38 protein-coding genes and 1 tRNA gene are annotated in these 25,860 nt (G+C 44.1%); 26 read left to right on the top strand and 13 right to left on the bottom strand.

Features of this window, described 5'->3' with window-relative positions; genetic code table 11:
* Positions 1-110 precede the first annotated feature (110 nt).
* Together P3X63_RS17875 and P3X63_RS17870 are read left to right on the top strand one after the other, a co-directional pair.
* The gene (locus P3X63_RS17875) at positions 111-1,523 is read left to right on the top strand and encodes a tyrosine-type recombinase/integrase (RefSeq protein ID WP_277691621.1); all 1,413 of its coding nucleotides are present in this window, start codon (positions 111-113) and stop codon (positions 1,521-1,523) included.
* Between the two features lie 129 nt (positions 1,524-1,652).
* The gene (locus tag P3X63_RS17870; protein ID WP_481748560.1) at positions 1,653-2,000 is read left to right on the top strand and encodes a site-specific integrase; all 348 of its coding nucleotides are present in this window, start codon (positions 1,653-1,655) and stop codon (positions 1,998-2,000) included.
* Positions 2,001-2,382: 382 nt separating this feature from the next.
* Here P3X63_RS17870 and P3X63_RS17865 read toward each other — a convergent pair whose 3' ends face one another.
* The 7 genes from P3X63_RS17865 to P3X63_RS17835 all read right to left on the bottom strand — a co-directional run bounded on the left by P3X63_RS17865 (position 2,383) and on the right by P3X63_RS17835 (position 5,629).
* The gene (locus P3X63_RS17865) at positions 2,383-3,513 is read right to left on the bottom strand and encodes a response regulator aspartate phosphatase (RefSeq protein WP_277691619.1); all 1,131 of its coding nucleotides are present in this window, start codon (positions 3,511-3,513) and stop codon (positions 2,383-2,385) included.
* Between the two features lie 127 nt (positions 3,514-3,640).
* Positions 3,641-3,814 (bottom strand): DUF8096 family protein, encoded by a 174-nt coding sequence (locus P3X63_RS17860; protein WP_106070851.1) that lies wholly within the window; start codon positions 3,812-3,814, stop codon positions 3,641-3,643.
* Between the two features lie 47 nt (positions 3,815-3,861).
* Positions 3,862-4,671, bottom strand: a complete 810-nt coding sequence (locus tag P3X63_RS17855) for an ATP-dependent DNA ligase (RefSeq protein ID WP_277691618.1) — start codon at positions 4,669-4,671, stop codon at positions 3,862-3,864.
* An 89-nt stretch (positions 4,672-4,760) separates the two neighbouring features.
* Positions 4,761-4,913, bottom strand: a complete 153-nt coding sequence (locus P3X63_RS17850) for a hypothetical protein (RefSeq protein WP_023856052.1) — start codon at positions 4,911-4,913, stop codon at positions 4,761-4,763.
* Between the two features lie 100 nt (positions 4,914-5,013).
* Positions 5,014-5,229, bottom strand: a complete 216-nt coding sequence (locus tag P3X63_RS17845; RefSeq protein ID WP_277691617.1) for a hypothetical protein — start codon at positions 5,227-5,229, stop codon at positions 5,014-5,016.
* A gap of 41 nt (positions 5,230-5,270) precedes the next feature.
* Positions 5,271-5,468: a hypothetical protein gene (locus P3X63_RS17840; RefSeq protein ID WP_277691616.1), complete on the bottom strand. Its 198-nt coding sequence runs from the start codon at positions 5,466-5,468 to the stop codon at positions 5,271-5,273.
* Positions 5,468-5,629 (bottom strand): hypothetical protein, encoded by a 162-nt coding sequence (locus tag P3X63_RS17835; RefSeq protein WP_277691615.1) that lies wholly within the window; start codon positions 5,627-5,629, stop codon positions 5,468-5,470. The genes P3X63_RS17840 and P3X63_RS17835 overlap by 1 nt, the downstream gene beginning before the upstream one ends.
* A 304-nt stretch (positions 5,630-5,933) precedes the next feature.
* Between P3X63_RS17835 and P3X63_RS17830 the strand changes: the two genes are divergently transcribed.
* Positions 5,934-6,152: a helix-turn-helix domain-containing protein gene (locus tag P3X63_RS17830; RefSeq protein WP_026588462.1), complete on the top strand. Its 219-nt coding sequence runs from the start codon at positions 5,934-5,936 to the stop codon at positions 6,150-6,152.
* Between the two features lie 75 nt (positions 6,153-6,227).
* Here P3X63_RS17830 and P3X63_RS17825 read toward each other — a convergent pair whose 3' ends face one another.
* On the bottom strand, positions 6,228-6,539 hold the full coding sequence (locus P3X63_RS17825; RefSeq protein WP_277691614.1) for a hypothetical protein: 312 nt from the start codon (positions 6,537-6,539) through the stop codon (positions 6,228-6,230).
* Between the two features lie 11 nt (positions 6,540-6,550).
* Entirely contained in the window at positions 6,551-7,990 is a 1,440-nt protein-coding gene (locus P3X63_RS17820) for a lipase (RefSeq protein ID WP_277691613.1), read from the bottom strand.
* 58 nt (positions 7,991-8,048) lie between these two features.
* On the opposite strand from P3X63_RS17820, the gene P3X63_RS17815 reads away from it, so the two are divergent.
* Positions 8,049-8,363, top strand: coding sequence for a DUF1433 domain-containing protein (locus P3X63_RS17815; protein ID WP_026586476.1), 315 nt, complete (start codon positions 8,049-8,051; stop codon positions 8,361-8,363).
* 64 nt (positions 8,364-8,427) lie between these two features.
* Here the strand turns inward: P3X63_RS17815 and P3X63_RS17810 are convergent, their stop codons facing one another.
* Together P3X63_RS17810 and P3X63_RS17805 are read right to left on the bottom strand one after the other, a co-directional pair.
* Positions 8,428-8,523: a hypothetical protein gene (locus tag P3X63_RS17810; protein WP_270568544.1), complete on the bottom strand. Its 96-nt coding sequence runs from the start codon at positions 8,521-8,523 to the stop codon at positions 8,428-8,430.
* A 49-nt stretch (positions 8,524-8,572) separates the two neighbouring features.
* Complete coding sequence (locus tag P3X63_RS17805; RefSeq protein ID WP_026586477.1) at positions 8,573-8,791, bottom strand: helix-turn-helix domain-containing protein; 219 nt, start codon at positions 8,789-8,791, stop codon at positions 8,573-8,575.
* A 110-nt stretch (positions 8,792-8,901) separates the two neighbouring features.
* Between P3X63_RS17805 and P3X63_RS17800 the strand changes: the two genes are divergently transcribed.
* The 12 genes from P3X63_RS17800 to P3X63_RS17745 all read left to right on the top strand — a co-directional run bounded on the left by P3X63_RS17800 (position 8,902) and on the right by P3X63_RS17745 (position 16,509).
* Positions 8,902-9,102 carry a hypothetical protein gene (locus tag P3X63_RS17800; RefSeq protein WP_277691612.1) on the top strand — a complete coding sequence of 67 codons (201 nt, stop codon included), beginning with the start codon at positions 8,902-8,904 and terminating at the stop codon, positions 9,100-9,102.
* Entirely contained in the window at positions 9,099-9,437 is a 339-nt protein-coding gene (locus tag P3X63_RS17795) for a hypothetical protein (protein WP_277691611.1), read from the top strand. The genes P3X63_RS17800 and P3X63_RS17795 overlap by 4 nt, the downstream gene beginning before the upstream one ends.
* Positions 9,434-9,976: a hypothetical protein gene (locus P3X63_RS17790; protein ID WP_277691610.1), complete on the top strand. Its 543-nt coding sequence runs from the start codon at positions 9,434-9,436 to the stop codon at positions 9,974-9,976. Before P3X63_RS17795 ends, P3X63_RS17790 begins: the two co-directional genes overlap by 4 nt.
* Positions 9,977-11,528: 1,552 nt before the next feature.
* Positions 11,529-11,756 carry a helix-turn-helix domain-containing protein gene (locus tag P3X63_RS17785; protein WP_277691609.1) on the top strand — a complete coding sequence of 76 codons (228 nt, stop codon included), beginning with the start codon at positions 11,529-11,531 and terminating at the stop codon, positions 11,754-11,756.
* A gap of 103 nt (positions 11,757-11,859) precedes the next feature.
* The gene (locus P3X63_RS17780; RefSeq protein ID WP_277691608.1) at positions 11,860-12,231 is read left to right on the top strand and encodes a DUF134 domain-containing protein; all 372 of its coding nucleotides are present in this window, start codon (positions 11,860-11,862) and stop codon (positions 12,229-12,231) included.
* A gap of 36 nt (positions 12,232-12,267) precedes the next feature.
* On the top strand, positions 12,268-13,080 hold the full coding sequence (locus tag P3X63_RS17775; RefSeq protein WP_277691607.1) for a hypothetical protein: 813 nt from the start codon (positions 12,268-12,270) through the stop codon (positions 13,078-13,080).
* 86 nt (positions 13,081-13,166) lie between these two features.
* Positions 13,167-13,478 (top strand): hypothetical protein, encoded by a 312-nt coding sequence (locus P3X63_RS17770; RefSeq protein WP_277691606.1) that lies wholly within the window; start codon positions 13,167-13,169, stop codon positions 13,476-13,478.
* Between the two features lie 2 nt (positions 13,479-13,480).
* On the top strand, positions 13,481-14,317 hold the full coding sequence (locus P3X63_RS17765; RefSeq protein ID WP_277691605.1) for a BRO family protein: 837 nt from the start codon (positions 13,481-13,483) through the stop codon (positions 14,315-14,317).
* Complete coding sequence (locus P3X63_RS17760) at positions 14,314-14,502, top strand: hypothetical protein (RefSeq protein ID WP_277691604.1); 189 nt, start codon at positions 14,314-14,316, stop codon at positions 14,500-14,502. The genes P3X63_RS17765 and P3X63_RS17760 overlap by 4 nt, the downstream gene beginning before the upstream one ends.
* 37 nt (positions 14,503-14,539) lie before the next feature.
* The gene (locus P3X63_RS17755) at positions 14,540-14,986 is read left to right on the top strand and encodes a helix-turn-helix domain-containing protein (RefSeq protein ID WP_277691603.1); all 447 of its coding nucleotides are present in this window, start codon (positions 14,540-14,542) and stop codon (positions 14,984-14,986) included.
* A gap of 1,068 nt (positions 14,987-16,054) precedes the next feature.
* A complete protein-coding gene (locus P3X63_RS17750; protein WP_277691602.1) occupies positions 16,055-16,213 on the top strand; it encodes a hypothetical protein in 159 nt (52 codons plus the stop codon).
* A 23-nt stretch (positions 16,214-16,236) separates the two neighbouring features.
* Positions 16,237-16,509 carry a hypothetical protein gene (locus P3X63_RS17745; RefSeq protein WP_277691601.1) on the top strand — a complete coding sequence of 91 codons (273 nt, stop codon included), beginning with the start codon at positions 16,237-16,239 and terminating at the stop codon, positions 16,507-16,509.
* 271 nt (positions 16,510-16,780) lie between these two features.
* Here P3X63_RS17745 and P3X63_RS17740 read toward each other — a convergent pair whose 3' ends face one another.
* Complete coding sequence (locus P3X63_RS17740; RefSeq protein ID WP_219989254.1) at positions 16,781-16,987, bottom strand: KTSC domain-containing protein; 207 nt, start codon at positions 16,985-16,987, stop codon at positions 16,781-16,783.
* Positions 16,988-17,065: 78 nt separating this feature from the next.
* On the opposite strand from P3X63_RS17740, the gene P3X63_RS17735 reads away from it, so the two are divergent.
* The 3 genes from P3X63_RS17735 to P3X63_RS17725 all read left to right on the top strand — a co-directional run bounded on the left by P3X63_RS17735 (position 17,066) and on the right by P3X63_RS17725 (position 17,968).
* On the top strand, positions 17,066-17,203 hold the full coding sequence (locus P3X63_RS17735) for a hypothetical protein (protein WP_277691600.1): 138 nt from the start codon (positions 17,066-17,068) through the stop codon (positions 17,201-17,203).
* A 99-nt stretch (positions 17,204-17,302) separates the two neighbouring features.
* Positions 17,303-17,374, top strand: a tRNA-Trp gene (locus tag P3X63_RS17730).
* Positions 17,375-17,422: 48 nt separating this feature from the next.
* Complete coding sequence (locus tag P3X63_RS17725) at positions 17,423-17,968, top strand: hypothetical protein (RefSeq protein ID WP_277691599.1); 546 nt, start codon at positions 17,423-17,425, stop codon at positions 17,966-17,968.
* An 18-nt stretch (positions 17,969-17,986) separates the two neighbouring features.
* On the opposite strand, the gene P3X63_RS17720 is transcribed toward P3X63_RS17725, so the two are convergent.
* The gene (locus P3X63_RS17720; RefSeq protein WP_277691598.1) at positions 17,987-18,532 is read right to left on the bottom strand and encodes a tyrosine-type recombinase/integrase; all 546 of its coding nucleotides are present in this window, start codon (positions 18,530-18,532) and stop codon (positions 17,987-17,989) included.
* A 103-nt stretch (positions 18,533-18,635) separates the two neighbouring features.
* Here P3X63_RS17720 and P3X63_RS17715 point away from each other — a divergent pair, with 103 nt between their 5' ends.
* The 7 genes from P3X63_RS17715 to P3X63_RS17685 all read left to right on the top strand — a co-directional run bounded on the left by P3X63_RS17715 (position 18,636) and on the right by P3X63_RS17685 (position 25,839).
* Entirely contained in the window at positions 18,636-20,390 is a 1,755-nt protein-coding gene (locus tag P3X63_RS17715; RefSeq protein ID WP_277691597.1) for a hypothetical protein, read from the top strand.
* A 16-nt stretch (positions 20,391-20,406) separates the two neighbouring features.
* Positions 20,407-20,835 (top strand): phBC6A51 family helix-turn-helix protein, encoded by a 429-nt coding sequence (locus P3X63_RS17710; protein WP_277691596.1) that lies wholly within the window; start codon positions 20,407-20,409, stop codon positions 20,833-20,835.
* A 2-nt stretch (positions 20,836-20,837) separates the two neighbouring features.
* Complete coding sequence (locus P3X63_RS17705; protein ID WP_277691595.1) at positions 20,838-22,469, top strand: phage portal protein; 1,632 nt, start codon at positions 20,838-20,840, stop codon at positions 22,467-22,469.
* Positions 22,466-23,287, top strand: a complete 822-nt coding sequence (locus P3X63_RS17700; protein ID WP_277692940.1) for a phage minor capsid protein — start codon at positions 22,466-22,468, stop codon at positions 23,285-23,287. The genes P3X63_RS17705 and P3X63_RS17700 overlap by 4 nt, the downstream gene beginning before the upstream one ends.
* On the top strand, positions 23,287-23,844 hold the full coding sequence (locus P3X63_RS17695; protein WP_277691594.1) for a hypothetical protein: 558 nt from the start codon (positions 23,287-23,289) through the stop codon (positions 23,842-23,844). The genes P3X63_RS17700 and P3X63_RS17695 overlap by 1 nt, the downstream gene beginning before the upstream one ends.
* Positions 23,845-23,957: 113 nt before the next feature.
* On the top strand, positions 23,958-24,689 hold the full coding sequence (locus P3X63_RS17690; protein ID WP_277691593.1) for a phage scaffolding protein: 732 nt from the start codon (positions 23,958-23,960) through the stop codon (positions 24,687-24,689).
* Between the two features lie 52 nt (positions 24,690-24,741).
* A complete protein-coding gene (locus P3X63_RS17685) occupies positions 24,742-25,839 on the top strand; it encodes an SU10 major capsid protein (RefSeq protein ID WP_277691592.1) in 1,098 nt (365 codons plus the stop codon).
* Positions 25,840-25,860 lie beyond the last annotated feature (21 nt).

Genomic DNA, 25,860 nt, shown 5'->3' with positions numbered 1-25,860 from the left:
TTATTCATGAAAAACACAGCTTTATTCTTATGTTAAAAGAGGTATTTTTCGGTTTTTTTTCTTGAGGTGGCAAAATAATTCAGTTATTCTGACAATGAGGAGGGGATGAGATGTATATGCGAGGGAGACGAAGACCGGCGAATAAATATAGTGAGAAAAATACATACAAAAGTAAGACTCTTTCTGATGTGTGTAAACAGATTTGTAACGTAAAAATGTCTGAAGGACTTACAAAAGAAACAATTGATCGCTACCGCCGGGTTTGTGAGAGTGTGGAAGAATTCGCGGAAATTAAAGGTCTGACCACCAATATTGAATCTATAGATGTCGAGTTTGCAAGGCAGTACATGACCTATATACTGCACGAGAAGAAAACGTTTAAGGGGCACCGTTATAAACCGGAAAGTGTAAAAACTCCGGGGTGTTCTCCGAAGTATGCAAATGACCACCTGAAAACTATGAGAACAGTTTTTAATTTCTGTATAAAAGAAAATATGATTTCGGAAAATCCATTTCAAAAAATAAATAAAGTCAAGCAGCCGGAACCTGTAATTCAAATATTATCTGTAGAGGAGATGAAGCAACTTTTAAAAACACCGAATAAACGAAAGTTCTCTGAGTATAGAGATTACGTGGTTATGATGTGTTTGATTAACTCTATGTGTAGAATAGGAGAAATGGTCACTTTAGAGATTGAAAATATAAATTTTGAGCTAGGTTATATTGTCCTTGAAGCAGAAAAGACCAAAACAAGAAAAGGCCGTATGATACCTTTGGACGGAAACACGATGAGGTTGCTAAAAAAATTATTACAAAGGAATACACGATTTAAGCCAAGCAAGTACGTCTTCATTACGGAAGAAGGGAGAAGACTGACGACTGACAATTTTAGAAAACGGCTTGCCGATTACGCTGAAAAGGCAGGAATACATAAAAGAGTCCACCCGCATTTATTTAGACACACTGCGGCGAGTATGTTTTTGCAGGCCGGAGGAGATCTTAGACATCTGCAGACGATCATCGGCCATAAAGATTTACGTATGGTGTTGCGTTATACTCATCTGTCGTTAGAATCGCTAACCAGGCAGCAGAATGAATACTCAATAATAAATCGAGTGACAGATAAATTAAATAAACCCAGGAAGACGAAACGATCAAAATACGCAGCAAAGGATAAAAACTCCCGGTCAAATCTCGATGTTCTCTCCGAAGCGCCCAAACAAAAGCAGAGAATTACAATTGAAGATGCGCTTACGATTATTCTCCGACAGATGGAAGCCAGCGGGAAGAGTGGACGCACAATTAGCGATTATCGTCTTTATGTAACCCATTTTAAGAGTTCGGAAAAGCTAACGTATTTAAACGAGATCACAGACGACTCAATTCATTTATGGCTCGAAAAAATGGATGTTAGCACACAAACAAAGCGCAATCGTTTGAAATGCTTAAAAGCGTTTTTATCGCGGTGTTTCGAAAATCGATTGCTCAATACGGAGTTTTGGAAAAATGTTAAGGTGGATTAAAGAATATTATTTACGTTTTTACGAGGCGAATGTGCAAGCGTTTTTGGATGCGCGCAATTAGTAACGCGTTATCTTATCGGGATGGTATTATCCGTTGTTACAGGTATGCGTATGGGGGAGGTTCTCGGATTGAGATGGTCGGATATAGACTTCGAAAAGGGGTATTTAACAATTCGACAAACTCTCGCGAAGGTAGATGAAGAGGGCAATTATGGATTAGTTCCCGAGGTCAAAACTGCGGCAGGCTTCAGGACCGTCCATTTACCGAAATTCTTTATCGAATATTTAATCGAACATAAGAAAATGATCCGGCGCGAAAAAGAAATTCTCGGTGAAGACTATATCGATAATGATCTCGTAGTGTGTACGAAGCACGGTAAGTGGGTGCATCCGAATAACTATCGACGGGCATTTACTCGGTTAATTGCGCAGCTCGATCTATCGAAAATCCCTCCGAAGAATTTACGACATACTTAATCAGTATCGGGATCAGTCCGAAGATTGTTCAGGAGCGTTTAGGTCATGCGCATATCAAAACGACGCTCGGAACGTACAGCCATGTTTTGCCTTCGATGCAGGCGGAATTAGTCGGAAAACTGGACGAGTTGATCGCGAAAGTGTGACCGATATACGTTCAACCCCAACGTGGTTATCGGCAATCCACGACGCCAGACAAGACGCTGCTTGCGATGTTTAACGTTAAGAAACCGTAGAAATGAAAAAAGCCCCGCATTGGGGCTTTTCTTACGTTTGCTTACGGGTAGCTATTTGATATACGCCGTCAGACTGGTCGGTTGCTGAAACAACGCTAATGCCTATCGTTAATACCGCGGCGGCTAAAATGGGAATAACGAGCTTTTTAATACTCATATAAACACTCCCCTTTTTTAATTTGTGTTTGCGCATACATCATTTTTTGAAGGAACTCGATTGAGTTTCTGTGGTCTTTTCTTTCAAGGTATTGGTTGGAGACTTCAAGCGAAAGCTCTTCTATGTATGCAAATATTTTATTCTCCTCCAAGTATTTAAATACCTCTAAAATCTCTTCTTTATTCACAGAATAGATATATAAGGCCTCAAGATATTCAAATAGGGAAGTGAATAGGGTATCATTGAATTTTCGAGCCTTTTGTTTGCCAATACGAAATATCTCGATTGCGCGCTCGTAGTTTTTCTGCTTAAAAAGAAGTTGAGTGAAGTAATACAATGATTGTGGTAGGTTGTTATATTCTTCTTTTAGGTTAATCTCTACGGCTTTTTCAGCATATTCAACTGCTGTATCAATGTCCCCCATACATTCATGACAATCGGCTATATTGAAATAGGCAGAACTAATAAGCCTTTTATTGTTAATTTCTATCGCTAATTCGAGTGCGTTTTCCAGGTGGGGTAAGGCTTTGTCGTGGCACATTAAATCGTCATAGTTGCCCGCGATTACAAATAAACATTGGATTTTACGGACTTTGTAGAGTTCGTGATTATTATATATTTTAAAGGCTCTTAATATATGATACATGGACACATGCGTCTGTTTCATGATGTAGTACGCTTCAGCCATTTTAAAGTGAAACTCGGCTTGTTCTATAACATCAGTAATGATAGATAGCTGCTTTTCTGCGTTTCGATAAAACTCTATCGCTTTGATGTACTGTTTTTTCTCGAATTCATACATGCCCCTAAAGAAAAATGAGTAGTAACTAAGGAGGCCATTTAAATCTCTTCGAGGTTCCTCGATTTGGGCTAACAATTCGTGTATTGATTGTCCTTGTTTTCTTTTGTTAGTAGGTTCTAAATATTCTAACATTAATTGATGTCTAAAACACATCAACTGATAGTAAAGGAGTAAGTCCTGATCTTCTTCCATTTGATTGATTTCCTTCTCTACTTCTTCTTTTAAAGCCTCTGCATCTGGCACGCTAAACTCTCTTATCATTTTATACCATTCGTGGATTTTCACTCCGACTTTTGCCGAGGGTATCAACTGTTTCACTTCCACCTCTCCCTTTTTATTTCCTTTTGTAAATATATTACTATACTTAGAGTGATAATAGGTTGAAAAGTGAAAAAATTTTCGGTATGCCGCAATAAAAAAGACGCCTGTTAGGGCGTCTGAATCTCTAAATACTCTTCTTCATACCGCATCTGCGGCACTCACGCAAGAAAACGCCATCCTTCACCGAACTTTTGAACAGCGTATAATCACAGTTGTCGCAGCGGCCATAATGAACATCCGGATATTCCTTGTAGTCGTAGATAATCGTCGTATCGTATCCTTTTGTTTCGTAATCCATTCGTCCTCAACCTCCGACTATTAGAATACGATAAATGGCCGGCACATTCAACGCCATTCATGGAACGAAGGAATCCGCAGTAACCCGTTTTTCGTCTTGAATCGGTGTTTGACGCGACACTCAATCGGCTCAATATAGACGTATTTATCCGTTTCCTCAACGCCTTTTCTCTCCGAATGTAACTTTCGCCGCGCATCGTACGGCATAAACTCCATCACACCGGCATATTGTCCGTCCATATACGAAAGCAGCAGCGCATTATCTTCTTTGAGTAGCCCCGTTATCAAAACGTCAGTATATTCGTAGTTAACGATCTTCAGCCAGCGATCTGACCGCTTATTTTCCGCATAAACCGAATCAGCACGCTTCATAACGATGCCCTCGATCTTATTTTTGCGGACTAATTCGAAATAATCCGCAGCAAGGCCACGCACACCCTCGACTACTTTAACGTTGGGGTGATCGATCTTTAGGCCGGCCAGGAGTTCTTTCCGTTTATACAGCGGCCTAGACGTAACTGAAACGCCGTCTATCCGCAGGACATCGAACACGCAAAATACTATCGGATGATAACTTTTTCGCGACTGGAACCGTTCCATGACGGCCTCGAAATCGCCGGCGCCTGTCGGACCGGGCACTATAAGCTCGCCGTCTAGTACGGTGCCGTCCGGTATGTCGAGCGTTAATAGTTCCGGAAATTTAAAGGTGACTTCGTTGTTGTGGCGTGTGTATAGGCGAATTAAGCCGTTATTCCTGGACGCGATCAGACGGATGCCGTCGAATTTGGTTTCCGTGATATAGTCGTCAGAGTTAAACGGCTCCTTTGCGGATTCAAGCAGCATGGGCGAAATAAACAAAAAGAATCACCTCGTTTCAGCGTAGTTACTATAATGATATAGTAATAGTCCGCCGAGACAAAGCGATTCGGTTACGGTAAATTATTCCGTCATTTAAACAGTTTGCGGAGCGCTTTTCCGGTTTGCTTCCCGGCTGCCCTTCGTACGATCCGTTTTCCTACGGTTCCTTTCTTGACCGCATTTACATCGCCAAGCAGGCGAGACAGTCCGTAGAGAAAGCCGCGTGTTTTATTGATCGACATTCTGCATCGTCTCCTTTCAACGATTTTTCCACGAAATTAAAGCGTAGGAGCCGCCGGAATCTACTGCGGGTATATTAGGTATCGGCGGCCGCTTAACGCCTTATTTTCCGTCAAAATACTTTCGAACATCGTGATAGCGTTCGACTGAATCACGTTTAAGAATTTCCGATGACTGGCCGATCGCCTCCGCTGCTTCTGCGCCTAATTCTTTCACCTTCTCTGCGACATCAACTACGTCCGGATTATCCGTCAACGCCGCAAGATAGCGAGCACACGCAACCATTTCGACTAATGCTGCGTATTCTTTTGTGTTCATCGTAATCCCCTCCGATCGTTACCGTTATTATAACGGAAAATCTATTCGTCAGTACCTCCGTGTTTGGTTGCGATTAGATAGCCGAGACACGTAAGCGCCGTGTTGAAGCCGATCTGATACGCTTTGCCGGCGTCTTTGAACGTCGCGACAGGGCGCTGATATAGATCGAGAAGCTGATCGGTCTGCTGCCGGGATAATCGCGGCGTGTCGGACCACAAGCGTTTTATATAAAGCGTCATTACCGATTCCTCCTCGATTTAAAGAATAGAAGCGCGATAAAAACGACAGCTGAGCCGAGGCCGACGTAGTCCAGGACGGAAAGCCGGCCGAAGTTCATATCCGCAATCCAGGCGAGCAAGACGACGATTAACAAAATTTCCGTGGTATTAATTCGTTTCATTCGTGTTATAATTGATTGACAAGGGGCGCAATGCCCCTCGTAGGTTAAGTACGGCGACGGTGTTTCTTTGCGGGAAGCCGTCGCTTCTCACTTTCGGTATCTTTTCGCATCTTGCGGAGTTCTAAGACGATCTTTAGAATCCCGAGCCAAGTTGCGATGATTGCCGAAAGTTTCATCACTATGTCAATCAATTACGTTCACCTCCTTTCGTTACTTTAATTATAACGCATAACCGTTATAACGTCAATACGTCATTTACAAAAATATCGCTTTTACGATATAATGAGCGCAGGAGGTGCCGGCAATGATCGTTAAACTAAAATTAGCCGAGCTACTTGATCGGAAGGATATGACGCAGAAGGAACTCGCTGAACTGACCGGAATACGTCCGTCTGCTATCAGCGAACTAAGCCGCGGAATTAAGGAACGGGTACAACTCGACCACCTTAGCCGGATTGCGACTGCGTTGAATATAACGGACATACGGGAGCTTATCGACTTGACCGAAGACGCTGACGAATAGGTTGGCGTCTTTTTAGTGTGGCGAAAACAGAACAGATAATGTTGTTGAAAAAATAAGACGCCAATTAAGGCGCCTTTATCTCGTCTTAAACCCGTTCACAAAGCTTTCTCCGTCCTGCTCCATTTTAATGAGCTGCTGGGCGCTTTGGCTGATCCGTTGTGCCAGCGCCTGCTGCGCTTTCCCTTTGAAACTGTAGAGAAGCGATGAATAGACGCTGTTCATTTCTTTCTGAATCTCGTCTACTTTAAATTTGGGTTTTAGGGTATTTCGAACGGATTCGAGCTTGGCTCCTGCCGTGCCTCTCATACCGGATTTCAGCATATTAAGCTGCCTTCGCTTTTCCATTGGGTCGTTTTGCTTTTGAATGAAGTTATCTAATGTATCCATTTATTCCACTCCTAAAGTTTTAGCCAGTTAGCGAGCATTTTATCTTTTGCTTTAAAATCCTTTGCGATTTGCGCAAGGTAGCCGCTGATGTCTTCCAAATCGGAAATCGTATTTTGCAATGAAGCAATGTATGCTTTTTCAGCATGGACATCGTAAAACAGCGGATTTCCTTTTTTGTCAAACGACTGTGCCAGATCATTCAGCGTATTGTTTACGTCATCGAGCGTAAGCTGATCGTATAAGCCGTGGCCGACTTGGCGATAGGTCTCGTGTTTCAGATCGTTTATCGTGGCGTCGTGCTCCTGATAGGCGTTCTCGGCCTCTCTTTTCATTGTGCGCAGGTCATTGATGATCGCGTTTACTTTTTCCGCGAGCTGCTTCGCGACTTCAGGCGTAACTTTAATCGCGTCGCTTCCAGATGCAACCTCGGCCGGCAGCATCGCGTTTAAATTTTTGTCATAAACGAGTTCATCGCCTTCTATATTTTGAATGTTGCCGTTTTCGTCGAAGGAGAAGTTTGATTTATTTATCCCGTGTGTGTCCGGATTTTGAAAGATAAGCGTATTAGCGAAATATAGGAGATTTCTTCCTACCTGTTGAAGCTTATTACCGTCGAGTCTTTCTTCGCGATTTGCTTCAGCGAGAGAAGGGTCTTTTGTGTAAATAGTGGTACCGTTATGGCGGTCATACTCATCCCACCAGCCGGAACCGACCATGTCGTCCGGATTGATGATCGATTTCACATATGAATTATAATTGCCGTTATTGATCTCCTTCTGTTTTTCCTCGGAATGCAGATGAACGATTGAAGGACTGTTGAAAGCAACGGCGTAAACATCATTGTTGACCGCGCTGTATTCCGCCTCTGCGCCGCCAAGGGAGTGCCCCGTCGTAGAAACAATCGTCGATGTTCCTTTATACTTTTGTTTGACTTCTTTAACTAACCGATCAGCCTGATTGATTTGAGTCGTCTTTGTAATGACTTTATAGTTTCCGGATTCCATCATCTGAAGTTGTTCCATCGATCGTGTATACACACCGAGCGTTTTGGACGTATCTTTTGCGTCTTTTTCGATTATATATTCAGTTTCCTGTTTAGGATCTAACCCAACAACGACATTTTCAAGGTCTGCTTTTGCTCCGTCTGCTTCCAGATTTTTTCCGAGATCAGTTCCTGCGAAGGATACGACAACATTTTTTGGATTATCGGATTTTACCCATTTACCGTTTTTATTTTCGGCTTGTGACAGAACAACCGCATCAAGTCCGGTGTCATCGTCTGTTTTAATTTTATCAACATACCAGTAGGTGGCTCCGGAAACAGATGAATTAATCCGTATGTACTCTTTGTTTTTTAATTTTTTTCTGAGATAATCATAGTTGTAAGATCGCTGGCTTATACGATAATAAGTCTCATCAGTAAGATTTGACTTTTTTATTTTGTTACTCACGATACACAACACCTTCCGTGTAATGGTAAAATAATAATAGGAAAGGAATGAATTTCATTTGAAAAAATACATTATTATCCTACTATTGTTAATTATAGCAGGTGGAGGGTTGTTTATGAAGCACCAATATGATGTCAAAAAAGAAGAGGCTGCACTTTTTGAGAAAGCAAAAACTAAGATGACTGAATATCTACATAATGAGTATAAAGGTATAGAAAAGATTGCTTATTATGATGATTATTTTATTGATCCAACCGGAGCTATCACCGTTGAAGGGTATTTAAATGGTGATAAGTCTAAAGAGTTCGATGGTTTATATGATCCGGCGAGTGATAAAATAGGAAGCTCGTCTGTAGACGCAGAAGAAAAATAGAAATAGCCCGCTCGACAGAGTCGGGCTTTTTTGTATACTTATTCGTACGTAACCACCGTGTTTTCTACGCGTTCAACTGGACGATCTCTTCGATCGGGCAATCCAAGTATTCGTATATTTGCGCGATCACCTTCAAGGCAACAAACTCTCCGCCAGTCATCTTCGCCAATGTTGACGACGATATACCCAAGTCGTTTCTAAGATCCGTTTTATTCTTCTACCTCAACTAAACTTATAATTTCACTGATTTCTTTAATGTTAAAAGTGTTAGCGATTCGCTCAATATGTCCAAAATTGATATTTTGTCTCTTCCCATTCATTAATTCACTAAGCGCAGCGTGTCTTATCCCGCATTTATCAGCAAGACCCCTAAGTGAAAGATTTTCTTTTTCCATAATAGACCCGATATTCACACTGACTTTTTTCATTTTTGCCCTCCAATTGCATTTTTTTTTCTTGACTTTACGTAATAGCGTACCATATAATCCTAACTAAGATGGTACTCGAAAGCGTAACAAAATCTCGAGGAGGAATACAAATGCAAATTCGTTATGTTCGAACTGTTGTGGGATGGTGGAATGTCTATCCCGCAGGATCAGACGATCAATTCGTTAACTTAAATCCGGAGGAATTCGCTGAACTCTTGCCGCAAGTGTCCCGGAGAGCATTCGCAGGCTGCGCCGAAATCGGCGTCACGGCAGCGCGAGAACTATTCGGTGAGGAGGTGCAGTCGGCATGATGGATACATTTCAACCGCAAGCAGTAAAGCTGTATTATCACGGGGAAACATTCGATACAAAACAGGAAATACACGAAATTTCGGACGCCTGGTTAATCGCGGACGACGTCGTTGGGACTTATTCGGATGACTGGCTGGTGTTTTACGATACTGGCCGATTAGAAAAAAAGAGCGATGGGTACCATCTTTACGAAAACAACTACCCTCGATTTTTTACGGTAGACACGCCAAAGGTAGGCGCAGACCTCCGCAAAATCGATGTTTCTGAACTTGCAGGCATGTCATTTACGGATTTCGTTCGAATTGGTTTTTCACTAGGGGAGGGTTCACGATGATGCAGTATACAGTTTCTAAAGCGGCAGTTAAAAAAGCAACGGCGCGCCTCGGCCTTTCAAAAGCGCAGGCACAAAACGTATTACCGAAGTATGCTCAAGGCGCTTCGTTCGTATGGACACTTGACTCTACAAGCGGCAGCCAGTCCGTTTATGATAATCCCCGCGAACAGGTGCGCCTGGTCATTGCGGAAAATGGCACAATATTAGACGTTTACCCGGCGGACTATGCGCTTCAGTCTCTGAACGCTTTATCTGAAGACGTCCTGCAAACGTTGAAAGAAGCGACACGTAACGCCTTAATTGCGAAAAGGGACGAAGTTCATCGCAAATGGTGCGAGGTGGAGGTCGAGTTCCATTCGAACAGCTACGAGATTGCTAGGCGGCGGCTGGCTTTAATAGAGGCGACCGGTGACGATGAGCTGCGAATAAAAAGACGCCTGGCCCAGCTTTGTGCCGAAAACAAACGGCTGCACAACGAAAGGTCTGCGTTGAGGAAGGAAAGGACCGAATTGGAACGTGCGCTTGTGCCGTACATCTAAACCGGTATGTGCCAATCCGGAAGTGTATTCGTAGTGGGATAGTTTATGAGGGCGAAAATAAAACAAGACGAACGGTTGCGGGAACAACTCAATTCGTCTCTAAGATTATCGGATATTATTTGAACAATTGACGGGCTGACGGGTCCGTCTTTTTTATTATAACTGACAGAACTTAAGTTCGTAAATGTTTTTTGTTCAAAAACGTTGCCAATCCGAAAGTCGATTCGCAGTTACTATCGAGAGCATTTTTTCTTCGAAAGGGTGTCTAGATCCAGAAGTTACCTTGCGGTTATTCTCGAAATGCTGTCCGATCCGGAAAGTTTATACGCAACTAATAGTGAAGGCGGAAAAATTTTCGTATCTAGTGTTGCAAAAACGAATACTACCTACGTGTTATAAAGTGTAAGGAGGTTTTCGAAAAAATTTCTGAAGTTAATGTCGCAAAAATAGGTGGTGTTTGCACGTTATAAAAGTGAAGAAGGAAAAATTTTAGGTTAAGATGTCCATTTTCAGAAGTCTATACGCAGATATAAGTGAAGGCGAAAAAAATTTCGAAAAAATGTTTCAAAAATGACGGTGACCTACCCATTTTATAAGTGCATGGAGGTGAACAAAAAAATATTAGTTGCAAAGCCAAATTTACAAACGCATCTATTATTGAACACGGAAAAATTTTTGATATTTATGTCCCAATAATAAAGATTGACTACGTGTTCTATAAGTGAACACAGAAAAATCTTCGGAATTGATGTCCCAAAAACAAGGGTAGCCTACCCGTTATATAAGTGAACGCAGAAAAACGTGTGCCAATCCGAAAGTGACTTCGCAACTATTTATGACAGCGAAATTTTAAAAACGGTGTCCATTTCGGAAAGTTGTTACGCATCTATAAGTGAAGGCGAAAAAATTTCGATATTGATGTTGCAAAAATGACACTACATGTGGGGTTGTATAAGTGAAGGCGGAAAAATTTTCGTAATTGATGTTGCAAAATTAAGTGTTTCATGCACGTTATAAAAGTGAAGAAGGAAAAAGTTCGAAAATGATGTCCCAAAAATGACGGCGACCTACCCATTTTATAAGTGTAAGGAGGCGGTTTTTACAGAGGCGGCCGAATTGTGCGATAGTAATCGAGGTGCAGGCGGATTCGGGAGTAGCAGGACAAGACAGCGCTAAAGCCAATAGCGCCGTCGGTCCTCGAAATGATCTTTATATTGGTCTCTATTATTTCGAAAAGACTTTATAAACATTAGAAAAATCAGATCAAGCAACTTCTCAACGATCCAAGCTACAACGATATTTATTATGAACAATTTAACTCCTCCCCCTTAAAAGATATTGAGATCGGACTAAAATGTCCGCTCTATCTATAAGTGGCATTCGTATGACAGGGGGATAAAGAAGCTACGTACTTAATAGTGCACATCAGTATTGATTTTTTAGGAAGTTAGGATTTTTGTGCGACTTAGAAAAGTCGCGGGTATTATTTAGTGAAAGATATTTCTAAAGCTTTTGTAGACTTTCGTTACTTTTCAATTAAAGGAGGTGAGAAATGGTGTACATTTCTAAAGAATTATTTGTGATTATACGCATCTATAAAGGGATGACTCAGGAGCAGTTTTCTAACTTTTTGGGAATCAGCAAGCAAACAGTAAGTGCAATTGAGAGGGGAGAAAGGCCGGTTTCAAAAAGAACGCACCGTAAGATTATTGAAAAGGTTGAAATCACGGATGAATTTTTACGGTTCAAAGAAAAACACGAAAAGTTAATTAAAATTTAAGTCCTAAGCCAGGATCGGAGGTTAGAAAAATTGTCAACCTATATCATATAAAAAACCATAAAAATACCCAATTATAATATACGATAAAAATGGAGGGGATGCAATGGGGTCAGCGACAAATAGGCCGGACCAACACCGCCGATATGATGCGGAATATAAACTAAATGATGCAGAAGGTATTCGCACCTTATTGCGGGATTATGACAAGCTTTTTCAAAGGCGTTTTGAAGGCGATACCGCAGCTTCTGATATCTTACTTGACTTAGAGGATGCGATCGATGCTGCCGAGCTAACAGCGCTTCAGGGCGAGGCTATTCGCTTAATTTATATGGAAGATTTAACGCAACAAATGGCGGTTGAACGAATGGGGATCGAGAGAAGTGTGGTGTCAAAGCATTTAACAGCCGCAGTTAACAAAATCGCGAAAATTTATGCTTATTGGGCGGACCGAGGCGAAGGGTACTGCGCCAGTTAACAAAATAAAACAATTCAAAACAGGGGGAATTCTATTATGAAGAAATTTACTGAGCTTGAGCGCAATCTGATCACGGTTATCTTAGACGGACGTCGCAGCGATTTCAAAAAGGAACAGGATTTTGAAAAGGTCTTCGGAAGAAACGCGAATATTGATCTCGTAGAGGGTCGTAGTTACTTACTGGATGACGCATTATTCGGGGAAGGCGTAAGTGTCCCGGATATTATCGGCGATCTTCTTTACGAAACAGAAGCCGGAAACATTCACTATGAAGTCATGATTGACGCTCTCGAAGCCGCGGTAAACGAAGATTGGGCTAACGTGCCGAGCGTTGATGAGGCTATTTCAAAAACATTCCATCAGGAAGAATCTGTAACATCACTTAAATACTTTTTGGAAGCGTACAAAGCCATGCATACCTACGCTGGAGAAGAAGGAGTGTATTTAGATCATGAGATAGATTGTGTGGGTAACTCGGTACTTAAGGGGGTGGGGGTAAATAGTGAAGACTTTCGGGAGACATTAACTGAGTATATTATTGAGGCACAATCGACAGACGAAGTAATGCAATTGTTATTGGATAAAGTAGACTGGTCCGTAGGAATAGGAGACTTTGATTTTCTTACACAAGCTCTTGAGGCAACTAGAATATTAGATTGTCGAGCAGCGGAAAAAGGTTTAGATTTGATGCCCCATATTTTCGATGTTGAAAGGATAGTTTTTAATGCGGCCGGTTTCAATTATTTATTCCGTGAGATGTGCGACAATTACCTCGATTTGTATTACGAAGGGAAGAAGTCTCTAAAAGATACAATGAACGATATTAAGAAACTGGCTGAATCATTATGACAAAACTTTAGGTGTAGGATATGACATTCACCCGACCATAATCCAAGCTTTACAAAATACAGTTTCTACCGAGGAGGTACGTGAAGATGGAAGAGAATAACGGAGTAGGAGTTTCACTGACAAGGGAAGGTAAGACGCTGATGATTTCAAATAACCCGTACTACTATAACCAAATGATCGAATTAAAGGTGGACGGCCCAACGAAACAGGCCGTTCCCCTCCCGCGTTTTATGCGATACCTGGTTGATATATTTGGCTACGACGCGATCAAAAAAGCTATCGATGAGTTTCCGCAAGAAATTCGTTATAAAACTGCTCTCGAAAGGGTTAACGATGATGCGGAATATAAGGCGAAGCAGGACGAAGCAATGGCGAAATTAAAGCGGGAGGTTGAGTGATAATGAACGAATTGCAAAAAGTATTTAATTATCAAGATCAGCAGATCAGAACAGTCGTGAAGGACGGTGAACCTTGGTTTGTCGCAAAAGATGTTTGCGATGTCCTCGAAATCGGAAATAGCCGCCAAGCTTTAGCGCGATTAGATGATGATGAAAGTATGTCATTTGAAATGACACACCCTCAATCACCGTCAAAAACAATTATGATGCAAGCTGTCAATGAAGCAGGGCTTTACACTTTGATTCTTGGCAGCCGCAAACCAGAGGCCAAACAGTTCAAACGATGGATCACGCACGAAGTCATCCCGACAATCAGAAAAACGGGCGGCTATGTCGCGAATGACGATCTATTCATTCAAACGTATCTGCCGTTTGCAGACGAACAAACAAAACTTTTATTTAGCGCAACTTTAGAGACTGTACGCAAGCAAAACGAAGTAATTTCCGAAATGAAACCGAAAGCGGAGGAGCATGATCGTTTTATTTCCGCGACAAACGTGCAGACGTTAGAGCAGGTAGCCAAATCGATTGGCATTGGGCGAAACAAATTAACGACATTCTTACGGACAATCGGTGTATTTGTGCGGAAAGAGGGATCGCCGGTTCCTTATCAGCGTTACATCAACGAGGGCTATTTTAAAGTTAAACAGTCGCCGTCTCGGCTTTACGGAGTTAACTTCGTACAGACGTACGTTACTGCGAAGGGAGTTTCATTCATCGACAGGAAGCTGGAAGAGTATGGGGGAGCACGAGTAGTCAATGCGTTGCGGATAAAGGAAATTAAACAGAAGGTTCAAGGTGATTGCAGACCAATTTTTAACGGGAGGCATGTTGTGTGAATCGTTTATTCTACTGCTACTCAACAACGCTCATGCACTTTTTGAAAGCGGCTGGGCGCCGCTATAAATTTACGAGGCTCCATCCGCGAACTAATAACCGGATGTGGGTATTCGATAGAGATGCTGAATTAAGCGCTCTACTGGACGAATATGACGAAAGAAAAGCGAGTATGAAGGCGCGGTAAGTAACGCGATTAGTCAACGAAAGGAAGTCGATAGTAAATGGGAAAGCAATTCGAGAAGCTTGCTGAAGAAGCGCTACAACGAAAAAAGTATGCGATGGAAAGAGACAGCGGTCTCTCCGGCAACGCACCGATACCGCACGATCTATGGCGCCGGCTTATACCTATCGCGAGAGAATACGAGAAGGGAAACGTTGCTATAGCGCAACTGTATACGTACCTTCTGGCGTATGTAAACGGGCGTCCCAATAACGATCGATATATGAGCGCTTTTCCCTCGACGGATAAGATCGCCGAAGAGACGGGGATAGGGCGAAATAGAATAGCACGATTAGCGAACGTATTGGAGGCGGTTGGTTTGCTGGAAACTGCGTATGATTATACGTTGAGTAGGCGAAATAAACTCTACTTTCCGCAATATTACAGCGATTTGAGCGACGAGGAAATAAGGCGGAGGCTCGATAAGTTGTACGGTCAATCACCGTAGAGTGACTGACGTCAATCACTGTAGAGTGATTTACCTAAATCACCGTAGAGTGACGGTAATAATAACAAACGCAATAATAACGAACTAATAATAACAAACAAATAATAGCGTACCTATTCGCTAACGCTCATAGACACGCGGATATTATAGAATCTTAGATCCTTAATCATTAATACCTTATCGCGATAAAGAACTTAATAAATATATCTGCGGTCACGAAGGAGCGAAAGCGATGGAGTGGGCGCTATTCTTTTTTATACGAAAGGATTGCGTTAATACGCACAATTAATACGGATAGTTATCTATGTATTACGAGAGGGGATACGCACAAAACATCCCGATATGCTGTCTTACGTTATGAGAACGGTATGCACAACTTTTGCCTTTAGCTGGCTATACGTTATGAGAGGAACAGCGATTGTAAAGAAGGGACGCCACTTCGGAAAAACTACCGAGGCAGCAACCGAGAACACTGGCGCCTTTCTTTATGGTCGCTATACGATAAGAGGTACCGGGTAACTACGGCAGGGTGGCGGTAGGTACACCGCATATACGCACCGCCTGTTGCATACGGTAGGGGCATCGCTATACATATAGGAAGGGAAACGGTGAGGAGCAGGCGAGAGGGACAACGGGCTGACACCCGAACATCAGCGAGACTGTGTCGAAGGATAAGCCCTTCCGAAACTCACGGGGTCAGCCGACCGACACCACCGACCTACTACCGATATGCAGTATCTTATACATACCGGCCCGCACCACGCTATAACACTAACGTTGATCTGACGCGGTTTCTCGAATGCATAATGTTAATACGTTTACTTGCGATATGTAACGTCCATCGAACGCAGTAATATCAACGATTCATTCGTTTGTTCAATGTAACAAAAAGTGTTTGTGTTACATTCGATATGCAAAACGATGAATGTTTTATTCAACGGAAATCCCAAACGAAATCCGAAAATCATCCGACCCCCAAGCCGCCCCGACAAAACCCGGACGACTGCTGTTCAGAACTTGCGCACAATTTTTCGAACTCGGGGCGTAACTCAAACGGAGGTGCTGCCGTTGAAACCGATCAGACCGATGCGGATAGAATTCGAATCAGCCGAGAAAGAAGCGGAATTCGATGCGTGGGTATTTTCGAAAGAGAAATCGCAGTCAGAGTCCGCAAAAAGATTGCGAAAGGCTTTAGCGTCTTATACGAAAATGAAAGATAAACGATGATCTAACGAAAAGGAGGCGGAATCATGGCGATACAATGCGACGAGTGTCTAAAGGATTTCGAAGTCCGACCGAAGGAACGTCCGCTGAATAATTCCGGAGTAGAAGAAACGTATTTCAAATGTCCGCACTGTTCGAAGCACTATTCGGTAATCATCACCGATCGAGAAACGCGGAAATTAATTCGCAAGGTCAAGCGGCTGCGTCAAACGGATGATTCCGTGAAAGAAGCGGACGAGATTCAGCGGCAGATCAAAACGAAGGTTGACGCACTTAAAGAGGAATACCGAAGGACATAACGATTTTCACGCGCAAATCACACGAAATTAGACGTCTTAGCCTCCGCCGAGGGTATTCGGTAGGGGAGCGGTTGGAAACGCTAATTTCGTGCAAATTTCAAACGTATGCGGTGGCGGAATAGGTAGACGCAAATTCGCGGGTGCATCGAGAGAGTGAAAGACTCCTAACTTTGCTGGTATAGAAGCACACACGGCCCGGAATAACCAGTATGCGAGGTGCAAATCCTCGCCCGCATATACGAAGGCGCCAAACAAACGGCGCCTGTTAAATTTAAATTCTTGAAAATCTGTAGCGATTTTTGATAAATCTGTCGTGATATTGTCCTAAAGAAGACGCTGACATTAGTCCATCATATACGCTCTTGGGTACTCCGTAATAATCATAAGTCCCGTTGTGAAATGCAATTCTTAAGACCTGAGAATACGGATCATACCCGACTGCTCTTAAATTCGAAGATCTTACCGGAATCAAATTCATATATCCACCCCCTTTTTGTATGTATTTCTACAAATTAGATCAAAATACCTGCAAAGGATAAAAAAGGAGAGGGTAAAAATGCCTGAATTTAAAACACTAAAAGAAATCGTAGAGCAAATCAAGGCCTGCGACTTTGAATGCGAAGCGGGCCCGCTGACTAACAACGTAGCTTTTCAAAAGCTTGCGGAATTAGCTGACGTCAAATTACCGAACTAAGACGAATTTTATACGCAATCAGAACGAGGGCGATCCGAATAAGGGTCGCTCTTTTTGTGCTTGCGTTGCCTACGGGCCTTCCGGTTCGCAGGCGATCCTAGGGGCGCATGTTCCTCGGTGGCGATGCGGTCTCCAAAACCGCGTGGGCAGGTTCGATCCCTGTCGCCCCTGTAAGAGACGGTTTTGCCGTCTTAAATAACGAAAAAGGAGACGATGTGAATGGCGGAATCAAAGCGCGAATCAATCGGCAAAATTAAAATCGACTTGGATGTGTCCGACGCGATAACCGGACTCAAGGCGGTTCAACGCGAAGCAAAGGCGGCGACTAAGGCGCTAGCTGAATTGCGGGACACTGCGAAAAAAGTTGGGGGTATAGACGATAAGTACGACGAGTACATCGCGAATGTCAAAGAAATTGCTGGTGAATTTTATTCGGCGGACTTTGCGTTAACTAACGAGTTGATTTACCGAGCCTACCATCTAGGAAAAGGTTGTGAGCTTTTTGTGCGTAGGTGTTCCGGAACTAGCACGTCAATCAATGCACTAGAGAAAACTTTCGATGATGTAAAGTATCTCCGACGAGGAACCCGATACCAATCGCCTGATCTTAGTGGGAAGGTCGTTTTTGCTGATGCGGGAGTTTCAATTCCTAAAGAACACCGAGCCAAGAGAATTTACAGGATTGCATCTGTAGAAGAGCACGAATTTCAGTCGAAAACCATGCCGTTAGGTGTTACGTACACAGAAGCAACTGTAGCCCGATAAATAAAAAGCACCGAAGTCTTAAACCTCGATGCTTTCGTAAGCTTCCGATATCTCTTCCGCAGTAATCCCGATATATTTTAACGTATCGCGCTCGCTTGAGTGGTTGAGTATCGACATGATGCGCGAAACATCAACGCCGTTCTCGTAAAGCCGGTATCCAAACGTCTTCCGCAGCGTATGCGTACCGATGCCGCCAATCTTATCGTAAATGCCGGCTCGTTTGGCTGCGTCGTTTAGGATACGATAAGCCTGAACGCGGGTGATCGGCTCGCCGCCTTTGCGGCTGGCAAATACGTAGTCATCGTCGTCACCTTCGAGTTGGGATACGATCTTGAGAACGGAAGGGCTGAACGTGATCACGCGTTTTTTCTTCCGTTTCTTTTCTCGGAGTGTGATCGACTTCTGGCCGCGAAGCTCTCCGATTTTAAACAGCAACAAGTCGCTGATACGCAGGCCGAACGCCGTGCCTAATTGCGCCAGCCACTGATCACGGCCCGGCTTGAGCGCTTTTATGAACTTGTTATAATCGCGTTTTGATTTTATCGGAAAAACTTCGTTTGCCATATCGATTCACTCTCCGTAACATAAAAATGTTTTTGTTACATTCATATTGACGAAAAATATAACGAAAGTCAATACGAAATTAAACGAAAGGAGGCCGCCAATTTTGGCTTACACTAACGGGAAGTGGCTGGATCGCGAAGAAAGACAGGAGCGGATCGATTTATTGACCGAGCGTGTCCGTAAATTGGTGGCGCTCATTAAGACCGGTAAAGCTACGGAATACCACATCGATACTTTCCGGAAGGATAAAGCAGAATTGACGAAGCTGAGGCGGGTCCATAAGGCCGAACTCGATGTAGCGTACTTTACTTACGAGTACCTAAGCGACGGTTTGAACCCGGATAATGAGGACAACGTTGTTCGGAATTCCGACGATGGAACTCCGCATGACGGGATCGAGAATATCGCGAAGATTCACGAAGAGTTTTTCGGTCTTTGTAACTATGTAAATAACGAAAAGAGAAACGCACGGTTGGCGATTGCGGCCGCCCGGGGCCATTCAAAGTCTGGGATGTTTTCGAACGCCCTTCCGTTACATCAAGCGGCTTTCCGAAAACGCAAATACATTCTGATCATCTCCGAAACGGACTCGCTCTCGAAAAAACTTATCGGATGGGTCAACAAACAGATGAAATACAATCAGAAGCTGCGTGAAGACTTCGGTCCTATGATGCACGAATCCGCAAGCCGTAACGAAAAAGATAACGAAGAAGCGTTCATCACAACGACAAATATCCTGATTGAATCGTCTTCGTCCGGTAAGCAACTTCGCGGTAAAAGGCACGGGGCTGTCCGGCCAGATCTCGTTATTATTGACGATCCGTCGTCCAGTAACAACGAAGGTACGAAGGAAGCTCGCGAAAAGCTCGTTCACTGGTTTAACTCCGTTGTCGTACCGATCGGATCTAAAGCGACGGCGATCATACTTGTCGGAACGATGGTGTCGGCGACGGGTCTATTAAACCACGTTCTGAAGCGGAAGGACTTTAAATCGAGCTTTCATGGCGCCATCATCAGTGAACCTTCGAATCCGCAGTTATGGGAAAAATACTGCGAAATCTATGCGCGATCTGAGTCGATGGAAGAAGTCGATGAGTTTTACGAGCGAAACAAAGAGACGTTGGAGGAAGGTGTAGAACTTGCGTGGCCTTGGCGTTGGACTTATCGCGAGCTCATGCACGAAAAGGTAAACATGGGAACGCGGGCATACAATTCGGAGTTCCGAAACCTTGCGTTCAGTGAAGACGAACAGTTCTTCTTCCCAGAAAACTACGCTTATTACCATTACTACCACGAAAACGGCGTTGCCTATGTCGTCTATAACGAGCTGAAAATACCGATCAAGGACTTGACGATCAGCGGCGCCTGGGATATTGCGCAGGGAAAAAACGCTCGGTCTTGCTACAACTCGGTTATTACGCTCGGAAAGCATGAACCGACCGGCTATATTTTCGTACTTGACGAGTACGCATCGAAAGAGCCGGCGCATGTTTACATTGACATCATCGTTAAGAAGATCAAGCAGTATCGTCACCGGATGTTTAACGTTGAGACAATCAATGCTCAACACGAGTTTTATCGACAGCTCCAAGAGGCGGTTAGAAAAGAAGGATTATATACGTGCCGGGTCAACGATGTAAAGTCGCACAAGTCATCGAAAGATGAGCGTATCCAATCGTTAGAACCGATGCTTCACAATAAAACGCTGATTCTTAACGACCGTCACACGATGCTCCTAGATCAGATGGCGCAATATCCTTTCGGGGATTACGTGGATTCACTCGATGCACTACAGCAGGCCGTCGAGGGAGTTTTCCGACCTAAAACGAGGCTTGTAGCAAAACCGAATTGGATTTAAAGGGGGAGGCGACATAATGACACGATTAAAAGAATTAGAGGCAAAACTAACGTTACAACAACGAAAGGCCGCGCTTTTGCTCGTCGAAAACGAGCTGATGGCCGAAGAAAGAAAGACGCAGGAGGAGCTCGCCAAAGATATTGGAGCCGACCGCGTCACAGTCTATCGATGGCGGACGCAGAACAAAGCGTTCATCGAATATATGAACTTGCTTGCGGACGATATGCTCTCCGGACACAGATCAGAAGTGTATGCGCAGCTAATGAAGCTCATCCGAAGCTCTCAACCGTCAGTAAAAGCGATTGACTTGTTCCTTAAACGTTACGGCTTGCTTACCGACCGTCAGGTCACGGCGACAGAAAACGAAGGCGGAACGTCCAGCAACGAAGATATCGCGAAAGAAATCAAAGACATTGACGAATTGCTTAACGACGGGAACGAGTAACTATGAATCTATTTAAACGAAAACATGACGAGGCAGACGAATTTACGTACGTTAAAACCTACGGAATTATTCGTAAAGGCGCGCAATTTCCGCCGCAGGATTCGATCGAAAGACTCGCTAAATATAAGCGGGCTAAGAAATGGTTTGACGGAAAGCAACGCGATGTGTACGAACGGGCAACGGCCATTTTAAAGGATTCGCCATTCTCGGCGCAGCTCGAAAAGCTCTATATCGCGGTTAACCTTGCGGATATTCTCGTCACAAAACCGGCGGACTTACTTGTCGGCGAGCCGGTCCGTTTTGAGAGCGGAAAATCGGACGATAGTAAAGAACAAAAAGCGCTCAATAGATACGTAGAGGAAAACGACATCAATCAACTGCTACACGAAAGCGCGACAGCTAACGGATATCGCGGTGATGCGTGGTTTAAAGTTCGCTATGGCTATCGTCAGGATTATTCGGAGCTTAAAAAGATGGGACTTATAGAAGGAGATGCGCCAGAAGGCGCTGAGATGGAGCCAATCATCGAACACGTTAACGCAAGTTGGGTATTTCCGGAGACATCAGCCGGCAATGTAAAGCAGACCAAAGCGTTAAATATTGCGCAAGTCGAGTGGGTTGAAACAGAAAAAACGGAGATTCCTTTCCTAAATGTCGAGCGGCACATCCCGGGGTACATTCTATACTCGCGCCATCGACTCCATGAGAACGGCGTTGACACATCGACAGGAACACCGGTACAGCTATTTACTATCGGGGATGAGGTTCCAACAGGACGAGATGAGGACTTAGATGTGACGAATCTTCCGCATATTCCCGTTTTTCACATACCGTATAAATCGGTCGATGACTCGTTCTTCGGAATCGGCCTCATCGAAAAGCTCGAAACGGTATTCGCCGCGATTAATGACCGCCTTGTTCAGATCGATTACATCCTCTGGAAGCATAGTGATCCGACAGCGTACGGTCCGGATTTAGAAGCGACTAACGGAGCCGTACAGTTTGGCGGTAAGTATATTCCGGTGACTAAAGAAGATCCGACGCCTGGATATATGGTGTGGCAGGCGCAGCTAGACGCAGCTTTTAAAGAATTAGATATTCTGTTCAGCAACGTCTTTCAGATGTCCGAGACTCCGCAATGGCTTTTCGGAACAACGATGTCCGGCGATAATTCCGGCGGAACCGGTACTTCGCATACTGACGGAGCCGCAATTAGAGCGAGATTCATGCCAATCCTTTCGAAAGTAAAACGTATCCGGGCCCACTACGATAAGGCGATCCGTGATGCGCTTTGGACTTGCATGCTTTTCGATAAAGAATTCGGAGGATTAGACGTAGCAGATCCGGTCTATCCGAAAGCCATTTGGAACGACGGCATTCCACGAAACGAAAAAGAAGCGGCTGAGATCGCAAACATTCGGACCGGCGGCAAGCCTACGATTGACGTTCGCTCTGCTATTAAAGAGCTTGACGAAGTTGATGACGAAAAAGCCGAAGAGATCATCCGTAGAATTGAAGACGACGAAAAGAGCGTCAACGGGTTCGTAGACGGTTCGGTATTTAACGAGGGGACTTCGGAGCCAAAAGCGCCGGTGGAGGAAAAGGAAGAGATCGTCGAAGAGGTTAATGAATAATGCGCGTTCCTGAGCCGACTTACAAGTACGAAGTAGATCAGCTTATCGCGTATTATCAAGACGCTGTCCATGACATCTTAGCCGAGTTGGAGCGCGTCGACATCGATAATTTCCGCAGGGCAAACGCAAAAGCAACTCTCGATTCGATCGCGGAAATCCTTTCGGAATTAGACGATAAGTCGAAAGCGTGGGTCGAAAAGAACATTCCGAAAGCGGCTAGAGACGGCGTAATAAACACGATCGTCTCTCTTGGCGTTGCGGAAACAGTAGAAAAGGCGGCTCATATCGCTTCATTTTCTCGGCTCAATAAAGAAATGGTCGAGGCTGCGGTTGCCGATACTCAAGCGGATCTATTAGCGGTTACGCAGAACGTCGACCGGAAAACGAAAGCGGCTGTCCGAAAAGCCGTCTCCGATTCAATGCGTTACCACATGACGCGTGGCACGAACGGTCGCCGAACTATTGCGTCCGACATTCGAAATACACTTCAGCAGTCGGTAAAGACCGGAATTATTGACGCAGCAGGCAGGCGTTGGCGTCCGGAAGTTTATGCGGACATGGTAGTCCGAACGAAAATGATGGAGACTTACCGGGAAGCAACGACGAACGAAGCGTTAAAAAGAAACGTTTATTATGCCGTTATTTCTTCGCACGGAGCGAAGGATGCTTGTCGGTTCTACGAAGGGAAGATCATGAAATTGACGGATGACGCACCGGGGAACTATCCTACCTACGATCAGTTGAAAGCTTCCGGCCAAATTTGGCACCCGAATTGTAGGCATACATTTTCGCCAATTAGAAATCCAGAGGGGGTTTAATGTTGAACGTTAATAACAAAATGCGCGTAGGAATCTCGAATGATTCACACGGCGTCAGCAAAGTCGTAGACGAATCGCTCGACGGCACGAAAGCCATACCGGTTGTATTCGTACAGAAGACCGCAGACGGAAGGTTTTCATACGGAACTGATCCTGAAGCTGGTACGGAAATAGACAATGAAATGCGGCATCCGATTGAAACCGATCCGGCTGGAACTACCGAAGTTGTTGACGAAGATGCAGACGGGGTAAAGGCGGTTCCGATCGTTCCCGTAACGAAGAACGCCGAAGGGAAATTCGTTTATACAAGCGTTGGCGGAAGTAATACCGACGTTGATTGGGCGGACGTTCAGAATAAACCAACAACGTTCCCGCCGTCATCACATACGCATCCGATTTCGCAAATTACGGATTTACAAACAACGCTGAATTCTAAATTGACCGCGAACCAAGCGGCTGCATTAGTAGATAGCACAGCTACGGATGTCGAAGGGTTGAAGGCGGATCTTAACGCTCTACTTGCCGCACTTCGAACCGCAAAAATTATGGCGGAATAGAAGGACGTCGAATAAGACGTCTTTTTACTTTGTCCAATATCGGTTATGACATTAAACTATCCGGTAAATTCGTCGCGTTGGACGTTAAAAACGTAATGGGAGGAAACAAAGTTATGGAACTATTGAAATCACTATTGCCGTTAGATTTACAGTATTTTGCGGAAGAAAATAAAGATCAGGCGGAACCCCCGGCTGCGGAGCCGAAAAACCCCGATACACCCGAACCGCCAAAAGACGATGTAAAAACGATACCTTACGACAGATTTAAGCAAGTTAACGACGATTTAAAATCGTTTAGATCTACGTTTGAAGAATTAGGAATTGACGGAGTGGATTCACTTAAAGCGCTTGTCGAAGACTACAACGCGAAGAAAACTGCCGAAGAGGAACGCAAGCGCAGCGAAATGACGGAGCTTGAGCGCCTCCAAAACGACTTGAAAGCGAAGGAAGAGGCCGAGAAAACTCTCGCTCAGCAACTCGAAGATCTTCAGAAAGCTAATGAACGTGAAAAAATCCGCAATGAATTTATTAAGGTTGCTACGAGCAACGACGTCGCCTACATCGACGATGCCCTTGCGTTGGCTGACCTATCCGCGGTAAAGGTCGAAGACGGAAAGGTTGTCGGAGTGGAGGACGCGGTCAAAACGCTCGTTGACAATAAACCGTTCTTAGTCAAGAAAAAGGCGCCCAAGCCTATTGGACAGAGCTCGAACGGAGATGCCGCAGGAGCTTCTGAAAAGACAGCGGAACAACTATTGAAAGAAGCCGCAGAAAGAGCGAGGCATAGCGGTCGGCATGAGGACAAAGTGGCCTACGCAAAATTGAAAAGAGAATTATTAAAGTAATCAGCGCCTTTTAAAGGGCGCTTTTTTAATGCGCAAATAAGGGGGAAATTGAATGTTAGAATCGAGAATTTTGTCAGGAGAATTAGTAGGTAAAAGGGAATCCGTTGTAGATGAGATTCTACTTTTAAATGAGCATCAGACGCCGCTATTGAATCTATTGGGATTCAGTGATCCAGTAACTCAGGTTGAGCATCAATGGTTCGAGGACGAAATGATCTCTGATCAATCTACAATTGTAGGCGCCAAAACTGCGACAGACACTGATCTGGTCGTTGCAGATGTAGAACCATTCTGCCCTAATCAAGTAATCCAAATTGGCGATGAGTTGCTAAAAGTAGTATCGGTTAATGATACCACACTCACAGTCGTTCGAGGATATGCTGGGACAACTGCGGCCGATATCGCCGATGGTGCAGTAGTAGAAGTTCAATTCGTGGAGGGTCAAGAGGGTGCAGACGCTCGCGATGCTAGATACAAGCCAAGAAAACGCGTATCCAACATCACGCAAATCTTCGACGAAACAATTTCCATCACTGGTACTGCAGCAGTCGTAAGCAACTACGGAATCGACAACCTATACGAATACGAGAAACAGAAGAAACAGCTAGAACTTGCGCTGCAGCTCGAAAAAGCGGCCATTAACGGTATTAAATACGAATCACCTGATGGAATCGTTCGTCAAATGGAAGGTATGCGCCAGTTCATCAAAACTAACGTAATTGACGCACAAAAAACGGCACTAACTGACGAGCAGGTCAACGATGCGATGCAGAAGATTTACGAGAAGGGCGGATTTACAACGGGAGGAATCTTCAAAATCATGGTCGGTGCAAAACAAAAACGTGCGATCTCAAACTTTGAAAAATCTAAAATCCGTCTGACTCAATCTGAAAACTCTCGCGGCCAGGTTGTGGATCATTTCGTATCTGATTTCGGTCAAGCGGAAATCGTTTTGAACAATAATCTAAAAGGGGATGAGTTGTTTATCTTCGACGCAAACCGCACAGAGATCAGACCTCTTAAAGATCGTGGTTTCTTCCACGAGTATCTAGGTAGGAAAGGCGACCGTTTCGAAGGTCAAATCGTCGGTGAGTATACGCTTCAGTTCCTGCAAGAAAAAGCTCACGCACGAATCAAAGGATTGGCGTAATCAACGGCCCGCGTTTTGCGG

Source organism: Bacillus sp. HSf4 (assembly GCF_029537375.1).
In the GTDB taxonomy this organism is placed as follows: domain Bacteria; phylum Bacillota; class Bacilli; order Bacillales; family Bacillaceae; genus Bacillus; species Bacillus sonorensis_A.
Note: the sequence above shows the minus strand (reverse complement) of the source record. Positions and strands in the feature narration are given on the sequence as shown.